This window comes from Actinoplanes sp. NPDC051633 (assembly GCF_040681735.1).
Classification (GTDB): Bacteria; Actinomycetota; Actinomycetes; order Mycobacteriales; family Micromonosporaceae; genus Actinoplanes.
The window spans coordinates 1-3968 of record NZ_JBFAZH010000736.1 but is presented as its reverse complement, the minus strand read 5'-3'; the positions used below and the strand labels follow the sequence as shown (position 1 = coordinate 3968).

Sequence of the window (3968 nt, the reverse complement as noted above, 5' to 3'; positions counted from 1 at the left end):
GGCGTGGCGTTCCACGCCGCGCCGGGGCGTCCCGCCCTGAACAGGGCCAGCCGATCCGGCGCCGGCAGATCCCGCACGCGCTCTCCGACAGGTCCACCAACTGTGCCGCCTGCTCGACCGTGTAGTCCTCGAAGTAGCGCAGGATGACGATCGCCCGGTCGCGGCGCGGCAGCCGGCCCGCACCTAAAGCAGGGTCAGGCGCAGGTCGTCGCCGGCGGTCTCGCGGACGTCGCCGTCCGCCGTCTCGGTCGAGCTGCGCCGGCGGCGGTGGTCCAGGTAGCTGCGGAAGAGAGGACTTCCACGCCGCGCTGAGCAACGGAGGCAAGCTCTAACAGCACCGGCCCGGCGCTGACGCCGGTCGACCGCGCGGGCTTCGCGATCGCGCAGCGGCCGGCGCAGACGCGGTGATCGGCCCGGCCGACCCTGGGCCGCCGGCCTGACGGCGGTGCGTGTGGGCGAGCCAGTCGCTCTCACAGCGGTGCGTGCGGCCAAGTCGGCGGCAACCCAGTCGGTCCGCTGGGTGTGGGCGTCGACGTTGTTGTTCGAGCGCTCGGCGATCGGCGGCAGGCTCGGTGGTCGGCGGTGCGGTCGGTGGTCGGTGGTCGGCGTGCGGTCGGTGGTCGGGCAGTAGGTTCGGTGGCTGGCGTTTGGTGGCTGGCGTTCGGTGGCCGACTTGCGCTCTCGGTCAGGCCCCGTGCTCATGCCGCTCGGACCGGTTCCCCGGGCAGCGGCGATCCGTGTCATCGTCGCGGAGTGACGCGTTAGGGAGACGCCGATGATCACCGATCCGACCCTCGTCCGTATCGGCGAGGCAGCCCAGTTGAACCATCACCAAGGCCGTCGCGAGGATGCCCGCCGGATGCTCAGCCGAATCTGGGACGAGATCGGCGGCGAGCAAGGCGATCCTCTGCACGTGTGCGTCCTCGCGCATGCGATGGCCGACGTGCAGAACGACGTGCATGAAGAACTGGCCTGGGACCAGCGGGCGCTCGCCGCGGCCGACACGCTCACCGACGAGCGGACCGGGCAGGCCGGCGTCGCTCTGCCGGTCGCCGGCCTGTATCCGTCGCTGCACCTCAACCTGGCCGATTGCTACCGCAAGATCGGTGATCTCGGCAGCGCCCGCCGGCACCTGGACCACGCTCGGGCCGGAATCGACGCGCTCGGCGACGACGAATACGGACGACTCATCAGAGACGGCCTGGACCGGCTCACGCAGCAGCTGACAACGCCGTAACCGCCGGTGGGACGAAGGCCCGGAACTCTCACAAGTTCCGGGCCTTCGCGCGCGGCGGGCCGCCGGAGGCGGCCGCGCGCCGGGTGGATCAGCTACGCCGGAAGGCGTAGGAGCGGCCCTGGCCGACGCCGGCTGCCCGCTTCGAGTGCGAGAGCTCGGAGCGCTGGCGCGCGGCCAGCCGCTCATCGGCGGCGGTGCCGTGTTGCCGGGCCTTCTTCCGCCGCTCGCGCCGGCTCCCGGCCGCAGCCGGAAGGGAGGGCACGGCGCCGTCGGGAAGCGCGACGACAGTCGGTTGGCCGGCGGTGGGTTCGGCAGCAGCCAGATCGACATCTGCTGACTCGGCGCCGTTCAGGTCGATCGTGAATCGTTGCGCAGGCATGGAGCAACCTCCTCGTAGAGAGAGCGAGGCGGAGTGCCGTGGTGCGGAGAAATGGGGGAGTCCCGGGGCCGGCGCAGAGGCTGTCCCCACGGCTGACGAAGCCGCCGGCGAGAGAACCGGAACGAGGAATCGCAAGAGATGCGGCGTCGTCAGGAGATCATGCGGACACGCTAACCGCGCCCCGGAAAGGCCCGCAACCTATTTAATGCGGACCAGCGCGGCGTCGAGGTACGCGGTTGCGGTGGGGTAGTCGCGCAGCTGGCGGCAGATCAGGCGCAGGCCGGCGCCGAGCGCCGAGGCCGGCACCCCGCGCGCCTCGAGCACCGCCGCGGTCCAGTCGACGAAGTCGGTGAACAGCCGGTCGTCGGCCACATACAGCGAGGCCGCCAGGAAGTCGACGATGTGTCCCAGGTCCTCCGCGGTGGCGTCGTGCTGACGCTGGTCGTACCGCTCGGTCTCCGGATACACATCGGCTAGCCGGCTGAGGGCGGTGCCGATCAGGTCGCCGCGGTGCCGCACCACGTACGTGTACTCGTCATCGCCGAGGAAGGACGACACCCACGGGTCACCCATCCGCGGCGGCCAGTTCTCCGCCAGCCGCGACACCGCCCCCTCGGCATCCGCTGCCCACGCGTCCGCGCCCAGGGTCTGCGCCCAGCGCCCGTCCGGCCCGAAGCCACGCCCACCGGCGATCACCGGCACCCCGGCCGAGCGGCAGGCGGTCACCGCCGCGTGCGCCCGCGGCAGCCGGGCCGGGATCATGCAGCTCAGCGCGACCGCGTCGGGCCCGGTCTGGTGCAGGTGGGTGACCAGGTGCTGGCCGGGCACGCTGGCGCCGAGGAAATCGACCCGCCAGCCGTCCAGCCGCAGCATCTCGGCCAGGATCCGCACCGGCAACGCGTGCCACTCGCCGTCCACACAGGCGATGGTGATGCGGCCACGGGTCGGCCGGACCGTGCAGCGCGCCGCGACCGCGGCCAGCGCACGCTCGCTGATGGCGGTGGCCGCGTGCTCCCGGGCGATGGTCCACTCGTTGGCCGCCCACAGCTCGCCGACCCGCGCCTGGGTGCGCGCGATCAGGTCGGTCATGATCCGCTGCGGGGACACCCCGTCGTTCAGCAGGCCGCTGACCACGTCGACCGCGCCGTACTCGTCGCCGTCGCCGACCAGGCGCAGGAAGAAGTCGCCGAACCCGGGGTCGTCGAGCGAGCGTGGGGGCGTCGTCGTGAAGACCGTCATGGGCGCGTCCTCGACCGCCGGTCCTCGATCGCGAACCGGGACGCGTTCGGCACGCCGCCGCCCCGCAGGCTCAGCGGGGTGCGCCCCGGCGCCCGGACGGCCATCATCGCGATGTCGTCGCGCACACCGCCGTGCACCCAGTCGGACACGAGCTGGCGGACCCGCTCGACCGCCGCCGCGGCGGGCATGCCCTGGCAGGACGAGAGCGCGTCGCGCAGCCGCTCCTCGCCGTACTGCTCGGTGCCGCTGGGGCCGCCGCGGGCCTCGGTCAGCCCGTCGCTGTAGAGCAGGCACAGCTCGCCGGGGGCCAGCTCGACCGTCGCCGGGTGGACCACGACCTCGGGCACCACGCCGATCAGCGTGCCGGTGGCCGGCACCTCCTCGACGTGGCCGTCGGCCCGCAGCACGAGCGGCGGCGGGTGCCCGCCGGAGGCGAGCCTGAGCCGCACCCGGCCGTGATCGGTACGCAGGACCGAGCCCACCACCAGCGTGACGAACCGGTGCTGCCGGCCCGACTCGAGCAGCGCCTGGTTGAGCACCCGGAGCATCTCCTCGGGCGGCGCCTCGACCAGCCGCAGCGCGCGCAGCGTCTGGCGCACCTTGCCGGTCAGCACGGCCGCCTCGGGACCCTTGCCGCACACGTCGCCGAGCGCGATCACCGTCTCGGGGCTGCGCGGCGTCGGACCGTACACGTCGTAGAAGTCGCCGCCGATGCGCAGCGCCTCGCGCGCCGCCTGGTAGGACCCGACCAGCTCGACGCCGTCGGGCTGCGGCAGCTCCGGCGGCAGCAGGTCGGCCTGCAGCACAGCGGTGGTGTCCACCTGCTCGCGGTAGAGCATCGCCGCCGAGATCGCCGCGCCCGCGCGGGCCGCGAAGATCCGGGCGAGCATCTCGTCCTCGTCGCTGAAGGCGGCACCCTCACCCCGGCGGGCCAGAATCAGCGCGCCGGCCGGCTCGGCGTTGCCGGGCAGCGGGGTGACCAGCAGCGCGCCGATCGGACCGAAGCCCTCGGGCAGCAGCCACTCGGGCGCCTGCGACGCGTCCAGCCACCGGCTCGGGATCGGCGGGAAGCCGCCGAGGGCCTCGACCAGCCCGGGCACCTCGCCGAGCATG

At 73.3% G+C, this 3968-nt stretch carries 6 protein-coding genes; 2 read left to right on the top strand and 4 right to left on the bottom strand.

What is annotated here, in order from left to right; genetic code table 11:
* Nucleotides 1-316, bottom strand: a 316-nt coding sequence (locus AB0M20_RS30925; RefSeq protein WP_364303859.1) for a sigma-70 region 4 domain-containing protein, incomplete at its 3' end; no start/stop codon positions are given.
* Nucleotides 317-478: 162 nt separating this feature from the next.
* Here AB0M20_RS30925 and AB0M20_RS30920 point away from each other — a divergent pair.
* Both AB0M20_RS30920 and AB0M20_RS30915 read left to right on the top strand, forming a co-directional pair.
* Nucleotides 479-631 (top strand): hypothetical protein, encoded by a 153-nt coding sequence (locus AB0M20_RS30920; RefSeq protein WP_364303858.1) that lies wholly within the window; start codon nt 479-481, stop codon nt 629-631.
* Nucleotides 632-775: 144 nt separating this feature from the next.
* Nucleotides 776-1237, top strand: a complete 462-nt coding sequence (locus AB0M20_RS30915) for a hypothetical protein (RefSeq protein WP_364303857.1) — start codon at nt 776-778, stop codon at nt 1235-1237.
* 88 nt (nt 1238-1325) lie between these two features.
* On the opposite strand, the gene AB0M20_RS30910 is transcribed toward AB0M20_RS30915, so the two are convergent.
* The 3 genes from AB0M20_RS30910 to AB0M20_RS30900 form a co-directional block, all read right to left on the bottom strand.
* Nucleotides 1326-1616 (bottom strand): hypothetical protein, encoded by a 291-nt coding sequence (locus AB0M20_RS30910; protein ID WP_364303856.1) that lies wholly within the window; start codon nt 1614-1616, stop codon nt 1326-1328.
* Nucleotides 1617-1814: 198 nt separating this feature from the next.
* Entirely contained in the window at nt 1815-2855 is a 1041-nt protein-coding gene (locus AB0M20_RS30905) for a cobalamin-dependent protein (RefSeq protein ID WP_364303855.1), read from the bottom strand.
* On the bottom strand, nt 2852-3968 hold a 1117-nt coding region (locus tag AB0M20_RS30900), incomplete at its 5' end, for a SpoIIE family protein phosphatase (RefSeq protein ID WP_364303854.1). The genes AB0M20_RS30905 and AB0M20_RS30900, both read right to left, overlap by 4 nt.

Bases quoted from the DNA above. Each gene is read 5' to 3' on its own strand.
- AB0M20_RS30910 (WP_364303856.1), bottom strand. From the start codon at position 1,616: ATGCCTGCGCAACGATTCACGATCGACCTGAACGGCGCCGAGTCAGCA.
- AB0M20_RS30905 (WP_364303855.1), bottom strand. From the start codon at position 2,855: ATGACGGTCTTCACGACGACGCCCCCACGCTCGCTCGACGACCCCGGG.
- AB0M20_RS30915 (WP_364303857.1), top strand. From the start codon at position 776: ATGATCACCGATCCGACCCTCGTCCGTATCGGCGAGGCAGCCCAGTTG.